Origin of the sequence: Bacillus cereus group sp. MYBK139-1 (assembly GCF_051916915.1) — a bacterium.
GTDB lineage: Bacteria > Bacillota > Bacilli > Bacillales > Bacillaceae_G > Bacillus_A > Bacillus_A pacificus.
In genome coordinates this window covers 902,838-918,148 of sequence record NZ_JBQAHO010000001.1, presented here as the reverse complement: position 1 = coordinate 918,148, position 15,311 = coordinate 902,838, and the positions used below count along the sequence as shown (strand labels likewise).

Below are 15,311 nucleotides of genomic sequence, written 5' to 3'. Positions count from 1 at the left end.
ATTATTGTTAAGTAAGTATATTTTCACTAATACATAGTTACGTAAAAAAACAGCTAATGTCCTTTAAGGATGTTAGCTGTTTTTCATAATGTAATAATAAATGAATAATAACTATATTTCTAACTTACTTAATTTTTGCTGCATCAAATGCCTTTTGTACTGCTTGAACCTCCGCTGTATTCGCACCATATTTATTTGTTGCCACTCGAATACATGCTGATCTTAATTCTTTGAAATTAGAAGTCATGTTTAACTCATCTGTATTTGCGTAATAGAAGATATCGAACATTTTATCTTCACCAATTCCTTTAACAGTTACACCGTTATGAGTTCCACCTTTTGCAATGAGATACGCAACTTTATTAATAATACTTGAGTTAAAGTGAACGCCGCCTTGATCCCATCCATTAAAATCGTTAAATTCACTGTAATCATCTGGATAAGGTACTCCAAGTGAAGATGGAACAGAAGCTGGGTTTTCCATATCACGGAAGACAGATCCAGTTTGTTCTCCCATCGTCCAGTTAAAGCTTCCATTATTTACGTATTTCTCAATAGATGTTCCCATAATATCAGATAGTGCCTCATTAATCGCACCAGATTCACCGTAATATTCAAGATTAGATTCACTAGAAGTAACAGCATGTGTAAATTCATGCCCAGCTACGTCATATGCTTTGACGATAGGATCCCCATATACAAGCATACTACCATTATTAGCACTTAATGCATTCTGCCAATTTTTCGGATCATTCGTATCTCCAGAATCCCAGGCATGTACAACTGAAACTACCTTTTGTCCCTTATTATCAAAGCTATTACGATTGTATTTATCTTTATAAAAATCAAAAACTTTTGTTGCTAAGTAATGAGCACTTACTGCTTTTGGATCGTTAAATGTTGTCGAAGTACTAGTTGCTAATGTACCAGGATAATAGCTTTCTTCTTTAGTAATATCTCTGTAATTCACATCATATGTTTCAATTCCTTGCCCTCTTGTATAATCAGCAAGAGCGTATTTGCCATTACTTTGTTTAGAAATACCAAATGAACGAGAGATACCTAAATCATCTTTTCCAGTGCCCGTTAATGATGTAAGACTGCTTTTTTTATTTTTCTTTAAGGCTCCAACTAGTTTTTCACTTGCTTTCAAGTTAGATTCTTGCACCATATTTTTTAACATATCACCATTTTGTGCATTTATTAAATATGTTCCAGACACATAGTTTGGTGTGGCAGCTTCAAATGTAACCTGGTACGCATTGCTAGCTTGTCCATTCTTTTCATCCACAAAAATAACTTCCTTAACTTCTGGCTCAGAAATAAAATTGATATCGTTCCCGTACTTCTTATAAATATATTGTTTCGCTTCATCTTTTGATAGATTGATAGGTTTTTTTAATTCTTCTTGTTTTAAATTTTGCGCGCTATCACCTGAAACACTTTTAATAACACCGTCATTATCTACGTGTGCAGTTAATTGATGGCCATATACTTCTTTTCCTTCATATGTTTGTTGTATACGTACAAGTGTAGTCCCATCATATGAACCGCGTTTTTGAAGAACTTTATAATCCACTCCTGTTTCTCCATTGACTTGCTTTGGAGAAAGGGCTTGTTTTGTTTTCTCCTTAAGAGCATCTTTTACTACATTCTCTGGTGCCTTTTGTGACGGTTGTGTAAGTTCACCTGATCGGAATGATTCCTCCTGAATTTGAACTTGTAGTTGATCTGTTTCCTCTGCATGACCTACTCCGTATGGTGCTACTGCTGTTAAAGCTAAACCTGTTGTTAATGCTACCTTAGTTAACGTCTTTTTGTTTTTCATTTTTTCACCTCGTATAATTTTTGAAATAGAAAGCTTGTACAAAGTATACTTGCTGTTTCTGTCGAAAAAAAGGGAAAATACACAATTTATGTAACATTATGCAAAATTACATAATATAAGGACGATGATATACATAAAGAACAACTTATATATGTGCAGGAATTTCAATAAAAAAAGAGCACTTTAAGGTGCTCTTCAAATACGATTATAAACTATGCATTGTGTCATTTATTAGTATATGCTCGTCTCATTTAATTGTTTATTTAACGATTTCTCTACCCAATAACCTTTTAAAAATACATCATCCAATACACCGTTATCCTCCGTTACTATTTGATTAGCAAATAAAAAAATATAGTTAAGATAATACTAGCAGGAAACATACTACTTATTTGTATTAATATTTATTGGTACTTTTTTAATTGGCACAAATAAATCAACCTTTAACTTTCCTTCTAGATCTTCCGCTACATTATTTAAGCAAAACTCTAAATTATCTCTATTATAATCTGCATCATACTCACTATTTAGTAGCCACTCTGCGTACATGTATTGATATGCTGCACTTAATTTATGAGGTTCATCATAGAACTGGTATAGAGCGTATAGACCTCCATCTACACTTTTAAATTGCACATCCTGATGTTGTTCTTTTTCAAAGTTTTCAGGTATGGTAACGCAAGCGTCATGTCGGCACATATGGCTTGCAACAAGTTCAGGATTATCTAATGAGATTCCGATAAATGATTGCTCCGGTGGATAAAGTTTATTTTCATTTGCCCACTGTAATAACCTTCCCCAGTGATCTTGTGGTTCAAAATAACTACCAGTTCGTCTTATAAAGGCTACTTTTAATGGTGGTACTTCTTTTATAACTACTTTCATTTACATCTTCTCCCCTATAAATATGTACACTGTTTATTTAGCTTTCTTTAATATTTATTCCTTCTTAAATAAAAAGAATTCTCTAATCACATAAATTTCAATTGAAGTTTAATTGATTACTACTACTAAAGTAGTATGTACTTTCATACTTTTATTTGATTTTAAATTCCTTTTAAATCGATATATTAATTGTAAGAAAATAAGAAGGTGGAGGATTTTAATTGATTAAAGGAATATACGAAGCGCATTTACCAGTGAGTAATTTACAAAAATCTATCGAATTTTATGAAAAATTAGGATTGAAGTTAGCCTGGAGCGATGAATCAACAGCATTCTTTTGGATTGAGGAAAGGAAAAGTTGGCTAGGATTATGGGCGGGCCCTGAATACGAAACAAAATATCATCCTTCTTTACGTCATATTGCATTTAGGGTTTCATATGAAGATTTAAAAGAATCATTAAATTGGTTACATTCACTTCAAATTAAAGCTGTTCCGTTTGGGAGTAATGAATCTATTGAACCTTTTGTCCGTCCACATCAAGGTAATGCATCTGTTTATTTTATTGATCCAGATGGTAATAGTTTAGAACTTATTTGTCATATTGTTGTACCTAATGCACTAAAACATATAACTGATAAATTATCTTTTAAAGATTGGGAAACACTATTAGCTGATACGTTTGAATGAATATTAGCTATAAATCATAATAGCTCACCTTTACTTTTATAACATGTATAACAATCCTGAATAATAATTTCCTATCAATTTATCATTAAATAAATGTAAAAAATGACCCTATTTATTCATTTTTCATGCGTATGTATGTACATTTGTTAATTTATTCGATATATTATGTGTATTGAATGATTACGAAAAACTTATAGGTCGCTAAAAAACACCTTATATTTTTATATCCGTGAAAACTACAAAATGTATAAAATTCCATTTGTCAAATGAATTTAATGCGGAAGGAGGTTTGTGGTTACTTCATCGGGATATAATAATCAGTTTTAAACTGATAAAAATATAGGAGGCGACATTATGTTTCGTACGATTTCAAATTTCATGAGAGTAGCTGAGATAAGAAGGAAAATCCTTTTTACATTAGCGATGTTAATTGTTTTCCGAATTGGCACGTTTATTCCAGTTCCTCATACTAACGCAGAGGTATTAAAAGTACAAGATCAAGCTAATGTTTTAGGTATGCTAAACGTATTTGGCGGAGGAGCACTGCAACACTTCTCAATCTTTGCTGTAGGTATTACACCTTATATTACAGCTTCCATCATAGTACAATTACTACAAATGGACGTTATACCTAAAATTTCGGAATGGGCAAAGCAAGGAGAAATGGGCCGTAAGAAGTCAGCTCAATTCACTCGATACTTTACAATCATTCTCGCATTCATACAAGCCATTGGGATGTCTTATGGCTTTAATAATATAGCAGGTGGACAATTAATTACAGATCAAAGCTGGACTACATACTTATTTATTGCGACAGTTTTAACTGCAGGAACTGCATTTTTACTTTGGTTAGGTGAACAAATTACCGCTAACGGAGTAGGTAATGGTATTTCGATGATTATCTTCGCAGGACTTGTTGCAGCGATTCCAAATGTTGCGAACCAAATTTATTTGCAACAATTTCAAAATGCAGGCGATCAATTATTCATGCACATCATAAAGATGGTCTTAATTGGTCTTATAATTTTAGCGATAGTTGTTGGCGTTATTTACATACAACAAGCGGTGCGTAAAATACCGATTCAATATGCAAAAGCTGTTTCAGGCAACAATCAATATCAAGGAGCAAAAAATACTCATTTACCTCTTAAAGTAAATAGTGCTGGTGTAATTCCAGTAATCTTTGCTTCTGCATTTTTAATGACGCCGCGTACAATTGCGCAGCTTTTCCCTGATTCAAGCGTATCAAAATGGATAGTTGCTAATCTGGATTTTGCACATCCATTTGGAATGACACTTTATGTCGGTCTTATCGTTGCTTTCACATACTTCTACGCATTTATTCAAGTAAATCCTGAACAAATGGCTGAGAATTTGAAAAAGCAAAATGGATATGTGCCTGGTATTCGTCCTGGTAAATCAACAGAACAATATGTAACCAAAATTTTATACCGTTTAACATTTATCGGCGCGATTTTCTTAGGTGCAATTTCAATTTTACCGCTCGTATTCACGAAAATTGCTACATTACCACCTTCTGCACAAATTGGTGGTACAAGCTTACTAATCATTGTCGGTGTGGCACTTGAAACAATGAAAACGTTAGAAAGCCAGCTTGTAAAACGTCATTATAAAGGGTTTATAAAAAAAGCGAATTAAGTAAAAAAACACAGTTGGTTATTTTTCCAACTGTGTTTTTAATTCTACTGCATCTAATTTTTCTACTAATGTACCAATGACCTTTTCCAAGTTCATTATTTTTTCTTCTAACGCTCGAATACGTTTATTGCTCTCATCTACATCATTATATTTTAAACTGTTATTAGAGACTTTGAACTGCTCTCCTAATTCGGAAGTGATATCTTCAATTGTTGATTTTTCATTATTACTGGTAGTATTTGTATTTGATTTTAATTCAAATTGAATTTCATATGTATTTCCAGTTAACTCTTTAGCTATTTGCGAAATTAAATCTTTATAAGACTTTTTAACCCACTCTTGTTGGAATTCGTTTTCAAAATAAATGATCAATGAATCTTCATTTATTCTAGCTGTCGTTTCTTTGACCCAAGTTTCATATGACGGTCTCGAAATTTTTAATTGTATTTTATCTTTTATTTTATTCCAAATTGTTTTTGATTCCTCTTGTCCGGAAGTACGTTGATTATTTTGTACGTGATGAACCTGTGCTTTAGAAGTAGCGCTTGATTCTATTTCGAACCAAATTTGATATTCTTTATCAGTTATTTTCTGTACGGTACTTGAAATTATATTTTTATACTCCCCTTCAAGCAAGTCACGATGAAACGCATCTTCACAAAAGATTATTAATTTATTATCTTCTATCGTAGCATTTGTATTTCTAATCCACGTCATAAATGTTTTCTCTGCTAATTTTGGTCTTAACGCTTTCTTTACTTCATCCCAACTACTAAGCCTTGCTTTTTGAATATCTTTCAACTTAGATGGTTCGCCATTACATAGATCAAACTGAAGTTCAAACGTCGTATTAAACATTTCTCTTAATGTATTAAATACTAATTCTTTATAATGAGATTCTAACCAGTCACGTGCAAATTCATTTGGACAATAAATTGTTAATATATCATCCTCTAAATAAAGAGTAGTATTCGTAAACCAAGTTTCATATGATGGTTTTGAAATTTGCGGTCGAATTTTTTCCTTGACTTCAGTCCAATTTATTTTCATAATAACTCCCCTCTTCTTGCAGATCTCTTTCATATAGCTTAATAATATTACGCCTTTCCAATAAATAAAGTCAATCCGTATCATGAATAAAATGAAAGCAGCCCTGCTATATACAGGACTGCTTCTTTATATAATTACATTTCTTTCTCAAATAATCTCCCTTTTCTGAAATAAGACCGGAGTGTGGATCGATTAGCTAAAAATACACCAACCAAAATGAAACATGCACCTATTCCCATTGTAGGGTTTAAAGGTTCTCCTAATATAATATATCCTACTATAATAGCAATTAACGGTGATACGTATAACCATGTTGACGGGAATACAGGATTTGTTTTTGATAAGAGCCAATAATATAATCCGTGCCCACCAATTGATCCGATAAAGATAAGATATAAAATAGGCCACTGTACACTCCAAGAAGCTAGTGTAGTTACATTCGGTTGTTCTACTATGACAGACACGATTAGTAGTAAAACGCCTCCGTAAAACATTTGAATACCATTAATAAGAAATGGCGATACACTTTGTAAATCCGAAAGTATTTCTTTTGAGTAAATAGAGCCTATTCCGTAAAATAATTCTCCTATTATTAAAACAAAACAAGCGATACTCCATATAAAACTTACTTCTTGGTGCATTCCTGGTAAAGAAACAAAAACAACGCCTATTAGCGCAATGATTAAAGCAAGAAGTTGCTCCTTTTGTAATTTTGTCTTATTTCTCTTTGTCTGTAATAACAAAATCATCATCGGTCCTGTAGCAGATAGCACAGCAGCTAGCCCTGAAGAAATATATTGTTCCGCCCAGTACAAACTTGCGAATGTCATAAACGTTAAGCAAAAACCAGCATATATAATACGTTTTGAAAATATATGTGGCATAATTTCTTTTCGCTTTAGCTTAAATATAATCATTAAGATTACTCCCGCTAGAAAGAAACGAATTCCTGCCGAAAATAATGGGGGTGCACCTGCTTCAATTCCGATTTTTATTGTTAAAAATGTTGTTCCAAAAATTATACATACTAAAATATAATTGAAAATGACCATTTTTCTTCCTCCTTTTTACTCTTAACATGAGTATAGAAGGTATGGTGTATAACAGTGTATTTATGTATATAACAGTTTCCTAAAATCGTAGTTGATTCTCTTTATATTTTCCGCTTAAATTAAATAAAAAAGAAAAAGGTGAAACCATGAAGATTGTCCTTCGTAAAGAATCCAACATACCGTATTACCAGCAAATATATATGCAAATCGTTGAAAGAGTACAAAGCGGCATGCTTTCACATGGTGACTCACTTCCATCTTTACGCTCGATGGCCGAAGATTTACAGATTAGTCTATTAACTGTTCGTAAGGCGTATAAACAGCTAGAAAAGAAAGAATATATACGAATTGAACAAGGTAAAGGGGCTTATATACAAAAACATGTAAAGAAAAATTTCAAAACAATTCCGTATAAATGGCAACAAACGAAAACGATTAATGTTATGCGATCTCAATATGCAATGAATCAGCACCGGAAATATTACGATTTTTCACAAGCGATTTTATATCCTCGTTTATTGCCAAATCCATTCTTGGCAGACGAAATGCATAAAATACTTAATAAAGACCAGATGATTCTAGCAACTTATGGACCAGTTCAAGGAGATTATGAATTGCGAGTTGAAATAGCAAATCACTTAAATGAACACCAGAAATTATTGACAGATCCATCTCAGTTATTAATTACAAGCGGAGCACAACAAGGAATTGATTTAATTGCTCAAACACTAATAAAACCTGGTGATATTGTATTAGTGGAAAGTCCTTGTTATAGTGCTGCGCTTGATATTTTCATCAATAAAGGGGCTCGAATTATACCTGTTTCTCTTGATAATTATGGAATTCGCTCTGACTTAATCGATGATATTTGTCAAAGTAAAAATCCCGTTTTATTGTATACGAATCCAACTTTTCAGAACCCAACAGGTACAGTAATGAGTAAAGAACGGAGAATGGAACTTATAGAATTGGCAGAGCTATATGAGTTTTTTATCATTGAAGATGATTCTTTCGGTGAAATATATTTTGAGGGCGTGACTGTTCCCCCTCCTATTAAAAATTTTGATACAAACGGTCACGTAATATATATAAAAGGATTTAGTAAAACGTTAGCACCAGGACTGCGTATCGCATCACTTATTGCCGATGGCCCTATTTTCGAATGGTTATATGCTGTAAAAGGTTCAATGGATATCGGTAGTCCTTTATTAACACAAAAAGCACTTCTACCATTTTTACGTGCAGAACGTATGAAAAATCATTTAGAAAAATTACGTACGGCTTTACAAATTAGACGTGATATAACGATTGATATGTTATCACCACTTAAGGAAATGCACTTTGAAATACCAAATGGCGGCTTTAATTTATGGATTACTCTTCCTGATTCGATAGATCCCTTTACCTTATTACAAAAAGTAAATGAAGTAGATGTGTCTTTTTTACCAGGTACAGCTTGTCTATTAAATCCCGAAACAAATAATAATCATTTAAGAATTAGCTATTCGATGTTAAATGAAAAAGATATGATAATTGGATTAGAGAGATTACATGATATAATGCGAAAGTTTATGCTATAAAAGCAAATACCCCAAAATATTTTGGGGTATTTGCTTTTTATTACATAAAACTCACCATATAAATAATATTTTCATTATCATTCCATTTTAATTACAATCTTACCTCTAACATGCTGACCTTCACTCAAAATATGAGCTTCTCTAATCCCTTCCTCACTAAACGGCATAACTTTACTTATAATTGGTTTTACTTTTCCATGTACAATTAAATCTGATAATGCTTCTAATTGTTTTCCGCTTGGTTTTAGCCATAAAAAACCTGATTTTATCTCTTTTACTTTTTGAATTGGTTCATGGACAATCGAAACTAATACACCACCAGGTTTTAAAATCTGAAAGCTTTTTTCTTGTACTTCCCCACCTATTGTATCTAATACAATATCAAAATCTGATAGTAATTCTTCAAATTTATCTTTTTTATAATCAATAACGAGATCTGCCCCTAAAGACTTTAAAAACTCTTCATTCTTACTACTAGCAGTTGTCGCAACAAAAGCTCCAAATGATTTTGCGATTTGGATTGCCAAACTTCCAACTCCACCAGCTCCAGCATGAATAAGTACTCGGTCATGTTCTTTTATTTTTGCGTAATCTACAAGACTTTGCCATGCAGTAAGTCCTGCAAGAGGAATAGAAGCTGCCTCTTCAAAACTCAGATTTGTAGGCATATAGGATACTAAATCCGATTTTACTGTAATGAATTCAGCATAAGAGCCCTGCCCTATATTTTCAGGTTTCGTATACACCTTATCTCCTATTTTGAAACATTCTATCTCTTCCCCAACTTCTTCAATAACTCCTGCTACATCTAGCCCTAAAATAATTGGAAATGAAAAACGCAACTGTTCTTGTAAGTCTCCTTTTCTTATTTTCCAATCAACAGGATTAATAGATGTTGCGAGAATACGTATTAATACCTCATTATTCTTAACAACTGGTTTTAAAACTTGTCTTTCTTTTAATTCTTCAACACTACCATATTGATCTATAACAATTGCTTTCATTTCCTCTCCTCCTTACTGTTTATTTTAATAACATACAAATATTTCTCAAAATTTTTTTCCTTAAATTATCATAAACTTATTTTTGGGGGTAATTATGCAAGAAACATAGAAAATCTTACACACACCTTAGAGTCATTCAAAACTGTGTTTTTAATTAAATTCAAAAGAAATGGAGAGAACTCTATGACTGAAAAGATATTTAAAATAAACGGGATTGATATATGTACAGAAAGCTTTGGAAACCCTAAAAATCCAGCTATTTTATTAATTATGGGTGCTACGTGTTCAATGGTTTATTGGGATGAAGAATTTTGTGAACAGTTGGCGAATAGCGGGGCATTTGTTATTCGTTTTGATAACCGTGATGTGGGACGCTCCGTCGCATATGAACCTGGAACTTCTAATTATTCCGTTACGGATATGGCTGAAGATGCAATTGGGGTACTTGATGCTTATCATATTGATCAAGCGCATCTATTTGGGATGTCTTTAGGAGGGATGATCGCTCAAATTGCTGCTGTAAAACATCCCGAAAGAATTTTATCGTTAACATTATTAGCTACAAGTATAATAGGCTCTGACGATAACACGCGCGATTTACCTCCGATGGATGAAAGAATTTTAACACATCACGCAAATGGCACACATTTAGATTGGACAAACGAAAAAGTTGTAGCAGAATATTTAGTTTCAGGGTCCCGTCTATTATGCGGGTCCAAACGAGCCTTTGATGAAAAAAGAGTCTATAATCAAGTGAAACAAGAAATTAAACGAGCTAACAATTTATTAAGCATGTTTAATCACGCTTTACTTCAAGGCGATGATGCATATGAAGGGGTGCTTCACTCCATACAAGCACCTACATTAGTCATTCACGGAACAGACGATACCGCACTCCCTTTTGAACATGGTCTCGCACTTATTGATGAAATTCCTAATTCAGTTCTATTAACACTTGAAGGAGCTGGACATGAGATTCATCCTGATGACTGGGAAGACATCATTCATGCTGTTACTGAACATACAGCTAAAATAATAGAAAAATAATGCATAGGAGGAGCACACCGCAATTTGTACCCCCCTATCTTTACATTTAAAAAAGCCCATCACTGTATCCGTATGTATAGTGATGGGCAATACTTCTATTTTTCTATGTTTAAAAAAACGGACAATCTAATTGGTCAACAGCTTCCCATGATTTTTTTTTTATATTATCGGTGGATTTATTTGCTTCTAGTGGTACGCTTTTAAAAGGATTAACTTCTACTTTTAATAAGGATGATGGCTCCACGTATAACGAGAAAACATGGCTACTTGGTATAGCTTTTGACACATCAATATCTCCTACTTGTTTAAAAAGTTGCTGCGCTGCAAAGAAAAAGAAGTTGGTTGGATTTGATTGTTTATTCAGCCATGCAAGCATTTCAGGTGATACTGACTTATGAATATTAATTTTTACTCGGTCACCACGTTTATATCGCCTAGATCGCATACTTCCACCAACTAACTTATTGTTAAGTTTGTAAATCCTAACTCTTTTTGCTTATGCTCTCTATATTTTGGTGAACAAGTGTAGACTAATAATCCACGTGCATTTGTAAATAATGGATTATCTACAAAGATTACATTTGTTAAACGCCCTTTTTGTTTTAAAATCATTTTCAGGCTATTTTTTATGATAACTGCGCCCCCGCCATAAATAAATACATATGGATCGTCTTTCATATCATCAATTTTGTTAATAATATCCGTTGCAACACGCGCTGCTAAACCTAATAGTGCTGGTTGTGATTCCTCAACTAATAATGCATTTCTAGGATGTTTATCATTTAAATAAATTTGATTGAATTCTGTAATACTATCAATTGTCTTTGTTGGATACTTCCGGTTCCATCTCGTAATAATTTGTAGTAACGTTTCTTTCACACCGTACGATAAACCCTTACTTAGTTGTGGTCTAAAGTTTACACCTAGTGAAACGACTTCTTCTGTTGTCCCTGCACCAATATCAAAAGATAATAATGTTTTATCAACAAAATCAATTTCTGACACTTTATTTTGTTCACATTCTATTTTATGTTTTACAACATTTCCTTCTTCATCATATACAATGCCCCACGTCCCAGAAGCACCTTCAGGTAGGCATTTACAATATTCGATGGAAATATTAATTGTAACATCACGTCCGTTTGGATAGTGGAACACAACCTTATGATTCCCCATATAACGTTTCGCATTTTCCGCAGCTATTTCTTGTGTAATAAGCTGCATAGGGAGAGCAACAGATAAATCATAACGAATGTTAATATGACTAGAAGTTGGACTTTGACGCATAGCACTCACCGCTAAACCAGATAGAATCGTAATAACCATTAACTCATCAGTTGACTTATTCGATTTCTTCTCAACTTCAGTACCTTTTAATTGATCTTGAATGACTTTTTCTCCAACGATATACCGCACATTATTTAACATTAACGATGGAGAACTAATGGTCACGTCAATGTGATGTTCTAATTCAGATAATGAAACATCTCCCTCATCTAACAATCCTGTAGGCTCTCCTATATATAAAGCATATATACTCGGAATAAAAATAGGATCTTGCCCTTTCACCATTAACTTCAAACCATTATTTCCTGCATCAGCACCAGCTTTTAAAAGAATAGACATAACTACCCCCTAAATTAATCTGACATCCCTTCCAAATATATGCGAGCCCATTCTTTTACATTCAAATGTAATGTAATTTTTTATTAATCGCAAAAACAAAACATTATATTATTACACCTTTCATGTAAAAAATATTTGACATGAAGGTTTTCCAATTTTACACTATATATGTAAAGAGTTTTTTACAATTATGGAGGTGCTATTTCTAAATTGAATCATAAAAAATTTATTTTCATGATTATCGTTTTATCATTAATCGTAGTTCTCATACATGGGGCGTATAAATATGTAACGGAAGGTTCGATTTTAGGAGGAACAATATTCGCTTTTTCGTTAATTATCGGTAATTTAATTAATCAAATTACTTGGGGAGATCCAAACGGAGTATCGAAAGAAAGCCAAGATGAAATGGGCCAGCAAATTAAATATAAAAGTTTTAAAGTTGCTTATTTTGTACTTATATGCCTTATGTTTTTTATTTTAATAGTATCAGAAGGATTTGCCTTCCTATCACTTGATGAAATAAAGAATCTGCCTCTTTTTATCGCCCTTTGCTCTTCATTCTTTATTTATCCTATTGTCGAACTTATAGTCGCAAAACAATATAAATAAAAAGATGAGATTTTCTGTATAAAGAAAATCTCATCTTTTTATATTTACATCCCCTCAACTATCACTTTTAATTTATTCACAGTCCGCCAATTCCTTACTGTAGCTGGTGTATGTAACTTCTGAAACTGATTCATTAATTTTGAATTTCGAATGCTATTTTTGAAAAATAAATACACAACTTTTTCATGTATATAACAATCTTCAGTCTCATTTTTTTGCATAAGTAGCTGATCTTTTTCTAATTCAGAAAGTTCATTTGCTAAGAAGGCAACATGTATACTTTCGCCTTTTCGCAATGAATCGACTTCATAGGGACATCTTTTTATAACATTTATAAATTCCTCATGTTTTCTTAACATAACCGGAACATCAAAACCAAAAACGTTTTTAATTTCAGATTGTATTCGTTTTTTTAGAAAATCAATATCTTTTTCAGATTCGAACACGATATTACCACTTTGAATATATGTTTTTACTTGTTTTAGCCCTATTGATTCAAACGTTTGTTTTAAATCAGCCATTTTAATTATCTTATGACCGCCTACATTGATTCCTCTTAGTAGTGAAATATAAATTGTCATAGCAATCCTCCACATTTTAATGAACTGAACAATTGAATTGATTTTCATCCTCATATTTCTCAAATATTTGTTTTAATTCCTCTAACATATCATGTATAGATAATACCTCAAAAAAAATGATAGATTCACTTGAAAAATGATGATGATATTGATTCGGTTTACAATGGACTAAATCATTTTTATAATTCCAAAATTGCTTGTCTAATTCATCAATCAGTTTAAAATGTTCCTCATCTATTTTATTACAATGATTTCTTAATATTGAAATTATAGAATGAATTGTTCGTCGTAAAATCTCTTTTTCATTTTGCGACCAGTCACATGTTTCAATTGGTGCTCGAGCTAGATTATCTATATGATAAATAATTTGCTGTAATAAATGAAGTTGCTTTTGTACAAGTAAAAAACTTCTCATTTCTTTTTTTGTATGTCGATGATATTTCCAATCTTTTTGCTCATATTGAACAAATTGTACCGCTTTATGTAATAATAAATTCACTTTAGATAGATTATGAGTTGTCTCTTTGGTTATCACTTTCCCTTCAATTAATGCATTAAGCCATTCCTCCATAATATGTGCCGTTTTAACAAATAGCTCCTCTGTACATCCCGAAATTGTTTTAACATAATGTGGTGGTAAGATGAAAAAATTTACTAAAGTAGACACTATAATACCAGTAGATGTAGTAGCTAATCGAATTAAAAATGCAGTAAAATAGTGATCTGCCGTAATTGGGATCATTGCAACAGCAGTTAATGTTGCAACTAACGTTCCCGCATGTAACTTTAGTTTTTGACATGTAACGATTGTAAACATCGCTGCTAACGCATAAGAAAGCGCCTGATGACCTAGGAAAAATGTGAAAGTCATTGCATACGCTGATCCAATTGTTGAAGCTGGAAAGCGAACCAGTCCTTTTTTTAGAGAATCCGTTGCAGTTGGCTCAATCGTTACAATTGCGGTGATAACAGCAAATATAGTTGGAATATTGAAAAATTCACAAACTAGAACTGTAAGAAAAACCGCAATTCCTGTTTTTATCACCCTTCCACCAATAATATTCCGTTTTCTAACTTGATTCATTTTGTATTTCCTTCATTTCTATTTCGTTTATTTATATATTCTACATTATATATCTTTCTAAATAAAAAACTTACTACTTTTGTACAAGAGTAAGTTTTTTCTCGTTATTTTATGATAGGTAAATACATTATGATTTGTTGACCAATTGGACCCATTCTTCTAAAACCTTTATCTTGGAAGCCAACTTTTTCATATAAATTTTGTGCAGGAATATTTTTTTCATTCACAGCAAGTACAACTTCATTTTTCATCGGAAAATAACGTTGTACAAACTCTTGTAATAGTGCCAGTGATTTTTTAGCATATCCCTTCCTTTGTCTATTGTGATTTACAGAAAATGAAGTTAAAAGTAAAGCGTTCTCATTTTCTGTGAACTCCTGCACTCTATCTCCTGTTTGCAATGCAAAAAGACCAACAGGTACCCCATTGTAATCTAAAATAACAATCACATTTTTTGTACGATCACTTTTTGCTTTTTCCAATAATTCACCTGGGTCCGATGTAAATTGAACTTGTTCACTTGGTAAAGTAAATGTTTGTATGATTTCTTTAAATTCCTCTTTATACGGAACTAATTGAATTTCCCCTGTATGTATGTTCATGATAAACTCTCC

General features: G+C 32.5%; 15 protein-coding genes. 5 read left to right on the top strand and 10 right to left on the bottom strand.

Annotated elements, in window-relative coordinates; all coding sequences use genetic code 11:
- Positions 1–124: 124 nt before the first annotated feature.
- Both ACTFRS_RS04710 and ACTFRS_RS04705 read right to left on the bottom strand, forming a co-directional pair.
- Complete coding sequence (locus ACTFRS_RS04710; RefSeq protein ID WP_242294847.1) at positions 125–1,828, bottom strand: M4 family metallopeptidase; 1,704 nt, start codon at positions 1,826–1,828, stop codon at positions 125–127.
- 384 nt (positions 1,829–2,212) lie between these two features.
- On the bottom strand, positions 2,213–2,713 hold the full coding sequence (locus tag ACTFRS_RS04705) for an AraC family transcriptional regulator (RefSeq protein ID WP_139865771.1): 501 nt from the start codon (positions 2,711–2,713) through the stop codon (positions 2,213–2,215).
- Positions 2,714–2,934: 221 nt separating this feature from the next.
- Between ACTFRS_RS04705 and ACTFRS_RS04700 the strand changes: the two genes are divergently transcribed.
- Complete coding sequence (locus tag ACTFRS_RS04700; protein ID WP_440024116.1) at positions 2,935–3,402, top strand: VOC family protein; 468 nt, start codon at positions 2,935–2,937, stop codon at positions 3,400–3,402.
- A gap of 354 nt (positions 3,403–3,756) precedes the next feature.
- A complete protein-coding gene (gene secY / locus ACTFRS_RS04695; RefSeq protein WP_440024118.1) occupies positions 3,757–5,061 on the top strand; it encodes a preprotein translocase subunit SecY in 1,305 nt (434 codons plus the stop codon).
- Positions 5,062–5,079: 18 nt separating this feature from the next.
- Here the strand turns inward: secY and ACTFRS_RS04690 are convergent, their stop codons facing one another.
- Positions 5,080–6,111, bottom strand: coding sequence for a DnaA N-terminal domain-containing protein (locus ACTFRS_RS04690; RefSeq protein ID WP_440024119.1), 1,032 nt, complete (start codon positions 6,109–6,111; stop codon positions 5,080–5,082).
- 134 nt (positions 6,112–6,245) lie between these two features.
- A complete protein-coding gene (locus ACTFRS_RS04685; RefSeq protein ID WP_242293400.1) occupies positions 6,246–7,163 on the bottom strand; it encodes a DMT family transporter in 918 nt (305 codons plus the stop codon).
- 146 nt (positions 7,164–7,309) lie between these two features.
- Between ACTFRS_RS04685 and pdxR the strand changes: the two genes are divergently transcribed.
- Positions 7,310–8,743 carry a MocR-like pyridoxine biosynthesis transcription factor PdxR gene (pdxR, locus tag ACTFRS_RS04680; RefSeq protein ID WP_439194745.1) on the top strand — a complete coding sequence of 478 codons (1,434 nt, stop codon included), beginning with the start codon at positions 7,310–7,312 and terminating at the stop codon, positions 8,741–8,743.
- 77 nt (positions 8,744–8,820) lie between these two features.
- On the opposite strand, the gene ACTFRS_RS04675 is transcribed toward pdxR, so the two are convergent.
- Positions 8,821–9,747: an NADP-dependent oxidoreductase gene (locus ACTFRS_RS04675; protein ID WP_139865776.1), complete on the bottom strand. Its 927-nt coding sequence runs from the start codon at positions 9,745–9,747 to the stop codon at positions 8,821–8,823.
- A 183-nt stretch (positions 9,748–9,930) separates the two neighbouring features.
- On the opposite strand from ACTFRS_RS04675, the gene ACTFRS_RS04670 reads away from it, so the two are divergent.
- Positions 9,931–10,794: an alpha/beta fold hydrolase gene (locus tag ACTFRS_RS04670; RefSeq protein ID WP_229131061.1), complete on the top strand. Its 864-nt coding sequence runs from the start codon at positions 9,931–9,933 to the stop codon at positions 10,792–10,794.
- Positions 10,795–10,903: 109 nt separating this feature from the next.
- On the opposite strand, the gene ACTFRS_RS04665 is transcribed toward ACTFRS_RS04670, so the two are convergent.
- The gene (locus ACTFRS_RS04665; RefSeq protein WP_029438566.1) at positions 10,904–11,239 is read right to left on the bottom strand and encodes a hypothetical protein; all 336 of its coding nucleotides are present in this window, start codon (positions 11,237–11,239) and stop codon (positions 10,904–10,906) included.
- Positions 11,240–11,250: 11 nt separating this feature from the next.
- Complete coding sequence (locus ACTFRS_RS04660; protein ID WP_139865778.1) at positions 11,251–12,420, bottom strand: ParM/StbA family protein; 1,170 nt, start codon at positions 12,418–12,420, stop codon at positions 11,251–11,253.
- A gap of 210 nt (positions 12,421–12,630) precedes the next feature.
- Here ACTFRS_RS04660 and ACTFRS_RS04655 point away from each other — a divergent pair, with 210 nt between their 5' ends.
- Positions 12,631–13,032 (top strand): hypothetical protein, encoded by a 402-nt coding sequence (locus ACTFRS_RS04655; RefSeq protein WP_001015813.1) that lies wholly within the window; start codon positions 12,631–12,633, stop codon positions 13,030–13,032.
- 44 nt (positions 13,033–13,076) lie between these two features.
- On the opposite strand, the gene ACTFRS_RS04650 is transcribed toward ACTFRS_RS04655, so the two are convergent.
- The 3 genes from ACTFRS_RS04650 to ACTFRS_RS04640 form a co-directional block, all read right to left on the bottom strand.
- A complete protein-coding gene (locus ACTFRS_RS04650) occupies positions 13,077–13,613 on the bottom strand; it encodes a DUF1697 domain-containing protein (RefSeq protein ID WP_139865779.1) in 537 nt (178 codons plus the stop codon).
- A gap of 16 nt (positions 13,614–13,629) precedes the next feature.
- A complete protein-coding gene (locus ACTFRS_RS04645) occupies positions 13,630–14,697 on the bottom strand; it encodes an aromatic acid exporter family protein (protein ID WP_139865780.1) in 1,068 nt (355 codons plus the stop codon).
- 104 nt (positions 14,698–14,801) lie between these two features.
- Positions 14,802–15,299 carry a GNAT family N-acetyltransferase gene (locus ACTFRS_RS04640; protein ID WP_440024123.1) on the bottom strand — a complete coding sequence of 166 codons (498 nt, stop codon included), beginning with the start codon at positions 15,297–15,299 and terminating at the stop codon, positions 14,802–14,804.
- Positions 15,300–15,311: the final 12 nt, after the last annotated feature.

Coding starts and splice junctions, on each gene's coding strand:
- ACTFRS_RS04710 (WP_242294847.1), bottom strand. CDS start 1,828: ATGAAAAACAAAAAGACGTTAACTAAGGTAGCATTAACAACAGGTTTA.
- ACTFRS_RS04705 (WP_139865771.1), bottom strand. CDS start 2,713: ATGAAAGTAGTTATAAAAGAAGTACCACCATTAAAAGTAGCCTTTATA.
- secY (WP_440024118.1), top strand. CDS start 3,757: ATGTTTCGTACGATTTCAAATTTCATGAGAGTAGCTGAGATAAGAAGG.
- ACTFRS_RS04690 (WP_440024119.1), bottom strand. CDS start 6,111: ATGAAAATAAATTGGACTGAAGTCAAGGAAAAAATTCGACCGCAAATT.
- ACTFRS_RS04685 (WP_242293400.1), bottom strand. CDS start 7,163: ATGGTCATTTTCAATTATATTTTAGTATGTATAATTTTTGGAACAACA.
- pdxR (WP_439194745.1), top strand. CDS start 7,310: ATGAAGATTGTCCTTCGTAAAGAATCCAACATACCGTATTACCAGCAA.
- ACTFRS_RS04675 (WP_139865776.1), bottom strand. CDS start 9,747: ATGAAAGCAATTGTTATAGATCAATATGGTAGTGTTGAAGAATTAAAA.
- ACTFRS_RS04670 (WP_229131061.1), top strand. CDS start 9,931: ATGACTGAAAAGATATTTAAAATAAACGGGATTGATATATGTACAGAA.
- ACTFRS_RS04665 (WP_029438566.1), bottom strand. CDS start 11,239: ATGCGATCTAGGCGATATAAACGTGGTGACCGAGTAAAAATTAATATT.
- ACTFRS_RS04660 (WP_139865778.1), bottom strand. CDS start 12,420: ATGTCTATTCTTTTAAAAGCTGGTGCTGATGCAGGAAATAATGGTTTG.
- ACTFRS_RS04650 (WP_139865779.1), bottom strand. CDS start 13,613: ATGACAATTTATATTTCACTACTAAGAGGAATCAATGTAGGCGGTCAT.
- ACTFRS_RS04645 (WP_139865780.1), bottom strand. CDS start 14,697: ATGAATCAAGTTAGAAAACGGAATATTATTGGTGGAAGGGTGATAAAA.
- ACTFRS_RS04640 (WP_440024123.1), bottom strand. CDS start 15,299: ATGAACATACATACAGGGGAAATTCAATTAGTTCCGTATAAAGAGGAA.